Origin of the sequence: Methylobacterium sp. WL103, assembly GCF_008039885.1 — a bacterium.
GTDB lineage: Bacteria > Pseudomonadota > Alphaproteobacteria > Rhizobiales > Beijerinckiaceae > Methylobacterium > Methylobacterium cerastii.
In genome coordinates this window covers 1-3,242 of the sequence record NZ_VRUX01000491.1, presented here as the reverse complement: position 1 = coordinate 3,242, position 3,242 = coordinate 1, and the positions used below count along the sequence as shown (strand labels likewise).

3 protein-coding genes and 1 pseudogene are annotated in these 3,242 nt (G+C 71.0%); 2 read left to right on the top strand and 2 right to left on the bottom strand.

What is annotated here, in order from left to right; genetic code table 11:
* Positions 1-445 precede the first annotated feature (445 nt).
* Entirely contained in the window at positions 446-1,744 is a 1,299-nt protein-coding gene (gene hemA, locus FV222_RS21075) for a 5-aminolevulinate synthase (protein WP_147761610.1), read from the top strand.
* 27 nt (positions 1,745-1,771) lie between these two features.
* On the opposite strand, the gene FV222_RS21070 is transcribed toward hemA, so the two are convergent.
* A complete protein-coding gene (locus FV222_RS21070; RefSeq protein ID WP_147761609.1) occupies positions 1,772-2,314 on the bottom strand; it encodes a DUF2059 domain-containing protein in 543 nt (180 codons plus the stop codon).
* A 158-nt stretch (positions 2,315-2,472) separates the two neighbouring features.
* On the opposite strand from FV222_RS21070, the gene FV222_RS21065 reads away from it, so the two are divergent.
* Positions 2,473-3,030, top strand: coding sequence for a DUF4337 domain-containing protein (locus FV222_RS21065; RefSeq protein ID WP_147761608.1), 558 nt, complete (start codon positions 2,473-2,475; stop codon positions 3,028-3,030).
* A gap of 28 nt (positions 3,031-3,058) precedes the next feature.
* Here FV222_RS21065 and FV222_RS21060 read toward each other — a convergent pair.
* Positions 3,059-3,242: pseudogene (locus FV222_RS21060) on the bottom strand (hypothetical protein); the annotation flags it as partial.

Genomic DNA, 3,242 nt, shown 5'->3' with positions numbered 1-3,242 from the left:
GCGCTCCGCCGCCTCGCCGCGGCCGCGGACCTGCCCCTTCCGTCGCCGCAGGTTTTCGCGGAGCGCCGCCTTGAGGCGCTCGGCGCGGGCTTCGTCGTTCTTCGTCGTCATGGCTTCAAGCGACGTCGTCCAGGTTCACGCGACCCATCGTCGCCTTCGACTCCTAAGTCGTCGTCGGGCACCTCACAATCCGCACACACGGCGGGGCCGGACGCACCCCGACGCCCTGCAAGGCAGGGATGACGCCTCGTCACCTTGAACCGATTCTAGATCCGGCTGTATCCTCCTGTCCGGCGGCGCCACGCGAGGCCGCCGGATTCCTCATTCACCCGATGCGTGATCGGGTGCGCCGGGCCTCTCAGGGTCCGCAGGCGCGCCCTCGGCATCCGAACAAGGCCAGCCGCGACGACCTCGCGTCCGACGCCGGCCAGCCCCAAGGATATCCATGCCCGAGACCCGGCCTGCTTCCTCCCCAGCCCACGCGCACGCGCAGGGTCCGGTTCGCGGCAACGACTACGAGGCGCATTTCCAGGGCGCGCTCGCGCGCTTGCACGGCGAGCGCCGCTACCGGGTCTTCGCCGACATCGAGCGGATCGCCGGGCGCTTCCCGATCGCGAACTGGCGCCGGCCCGACGGGGCGACCTCCGAGATCACCGTGTGGTGCTCGAACGACTACCTTGGCATGGGCCAGCACCCGGAGGTGGTGGCCGCGCTCACCGACACGGCCAAGCGCTGCGGCGTCGGCGCCGGCGGCACCCGCAACATCGCCGGCAACAACTCGCCGCTGGTCGACCTCGAGCGCGAGCTCGCCGACCTGCACGGCAAGGAGGCCGGCCTCGTCTTCACCTCGGGCTACGTCTCGAACCAGGCCGGCATCTCGACGATCGCCAAGCTGATCCCGGACTGCCTGATCCTGTCGGACGCGTTCAACCACAACTCGATGATCGAGGGCGTGCGCCACGCGGGCTGCGAGAAGCGGATCTTCCGCCACAACGACGTCGTGCACCTGGAAGAGCTGCTGATCGCGGCCGCCGGCCGCAACGTGCTGATCGCCTTCGAGAGCGTCTACTCGATGGACGGGGACGTGGCGCCGATCGGCGCGATCTGCGACCTCGCCGAAAAATACGGCGCGATGACCTACCTCGACGAGGTCCACGCGGTCGGCCTCTACGGGCCGCGCGGCGGCGGCATGGCCGAGCGCCAGGGCGTGATGCACCGCGTCGACGTGATCGAGGGCACGCTCGCCAAGGGGTTCGGGTGCGTCGGTGGTTACATCACCGGCTCGTCCGCGCTCTGCGACGCGGTGCGCAGCTTCGCCCCGGGCTTCATCTTCACCACGGCGATTCCGCCGGCGATCGCGGCCGCGGCGCGGGCCTCGGTGCGCTATCTCAAGCGCTCGAACGGGGAGCGCGAGGCGCACCAGCGCCAGGCCGCCGCGACCAAGCGTGCGCTGGAGGAAGCCGGCCTGCCGGTGCTCGCCACCGAGACCCACATCGTGCCGGTGATGGTCGGCGACGCCGAGCTGTGCAAGGCGGCGGCCGACCACCTGCTCGAGCGCCACGCCATCTACATCCAGCCGATCAACTACCCGACGGTGCCGCGCGGCACCGAGCGTCTGCGCATCACCCCCTCGCCGTTCCACGACGATGCCCGCATCGCCACGCTGACCGCGGCGCTCGTCGAGACCTGGGACACCCTCGACCTGCCGCGCGCCGGCACGGTGTTCGCGCAGGCCGCCGAGTAGGCCGCGCCCGCGCGAAGCCCTCAGGGCTCAGTTCGGCTTCGGCCGGTTTCCGCCCGGCGCCCAGCCATGCGCCTCGGCGGTGGCCTGGAGCTTCGTCTGCATCTCGCCGGCCAGGCTGCCGATCCAGTGCTGCATGCCCGTCAGCTGCGCCTGGGCCAGCTGCGGCTGCGCCTTGGCCATGTTGCGGCCGGCCGGCGTGTCGTAGAATGCGGCGATCGCCTCCAGGTCCTCCTTCGACAGCACCGCCGCGAACGACAGCGCCTGGAGGTTCAACAGCTCGTCGTAATGCGCCGACAGGATCGGCATGATCACCTCCTGCACCATGACCTTGGCCCGATCGGGCTGCTTGAGCCCCATCTGCTGGACCATCGCGGTCATCGGCGCCGTCATCGCCTGAAGCGTGGTGTCGCGGTCGCCCTGGGCGCGGGCGACGACCGCCTTCGCCGCCGCCAGCCGCGCCGGATCGACGGTGACCTGGGGCACCGGCTTCGCCGGGGCCGGCGCCTGGGCGCGGGCGGGCCCGGAGAAACCGAGGGCGAAGGTCACGAGAGCGAGGGTGGCGATGCGCATCACGCGTCCTCCGAAGACGATTATCGCGGGCCGCGAATCGGGCCGCGCCGGACCATAGGCGTTGCCGGCGGATCAACCTAGAAGCTCGGCCGCGTTGCATCCGCAGGCCGGATGCGCTGTGACTGCGCCCGCACGAATCAACGGGGAGCTTTGGGCGGATGTCGGGTGGTCACGGAGCGGGTGGTGGGTCGAACAAGCGCGTCGCGCTACTGATCTCGGTGCTGGCGCTGTTCCTCGCCTTCAGCGAGACGCTGGGCAAGGCGGCGCAGACCGACGCGATCGGCGCCAACGTCGAGGCGGCCAACCAGTGGGCGTTCTTCCAGGCGCGGACCATCCGCGCCACGGTGCTCAAGACCGCCGACGAGGCGGTGGCCCTGGTGCCGCCGGGGCCGAACCAGGACGCGATCGCGGCCAAGCGCGCCGAGTGGGCCAAGACCATGGCGCGCTGGGATTCCGAGCCCGCCACCGGCGAGGGCCGCAAGGAACTCGCCGAGAAAGCCAAGACCGCGCAGAACCACCGCGACCTGTCCCTGCTGCGCTACCACCATTACGAGCTGGCCTCGGCCGCCTTCCAGATCGGCATCGTGCTGGCCTCGGCCGAGGTGATCACCGGCATCGTCGCCCTGGTCTTCGCCGGTGGCCTGCTCGGCGCGGCCGGCGCGGTGCTGCTCGCCTTCGGCTATCTCGCCCCGCACGCCCTGCCGTTCTTCCATTGAGACGGGCTGCAGTGAGACGGGCTGCGGGTCAGCGGTCTCCGAACCAGTCGTCGTAGCCCGGCTCGATGCACGTGTGGCCGACGAAGCATTTCGGGTCGGTGCGCGTCGGCGCGGTGGCGGTGCGCGTGACCTCCGTCGCCTCGCAGAAGCTGCGGTCGCGCACGAAGCGGTCGTAGGTCGGGCCGCCGGTGCCGAGCACGATGCCGCCGGCG

Coding starts and splice junctions, on each gene's coding strand:
- hemA (WP_147761610.1), top strand. CDS start 446: ATGCCCGAGACCCGGCCTGCTTCCTCCCCAGCCCACGCGCACGCGCAG.
- FV222_RS21070 (WP_147761609.1), bottom strand. CDS start 2,314: ATGCGCATCGCCACCCTCGCTCTCGTGACCTTCGCCCTCGGTTTCTCC.
- FV222_RS21065 (WP_147761608.1), top strand. CDS start 2,473: ATGTCGGGTGGTCACGGAGCGGGTGGTGGGTCGAACAAGCGCGTCGCG.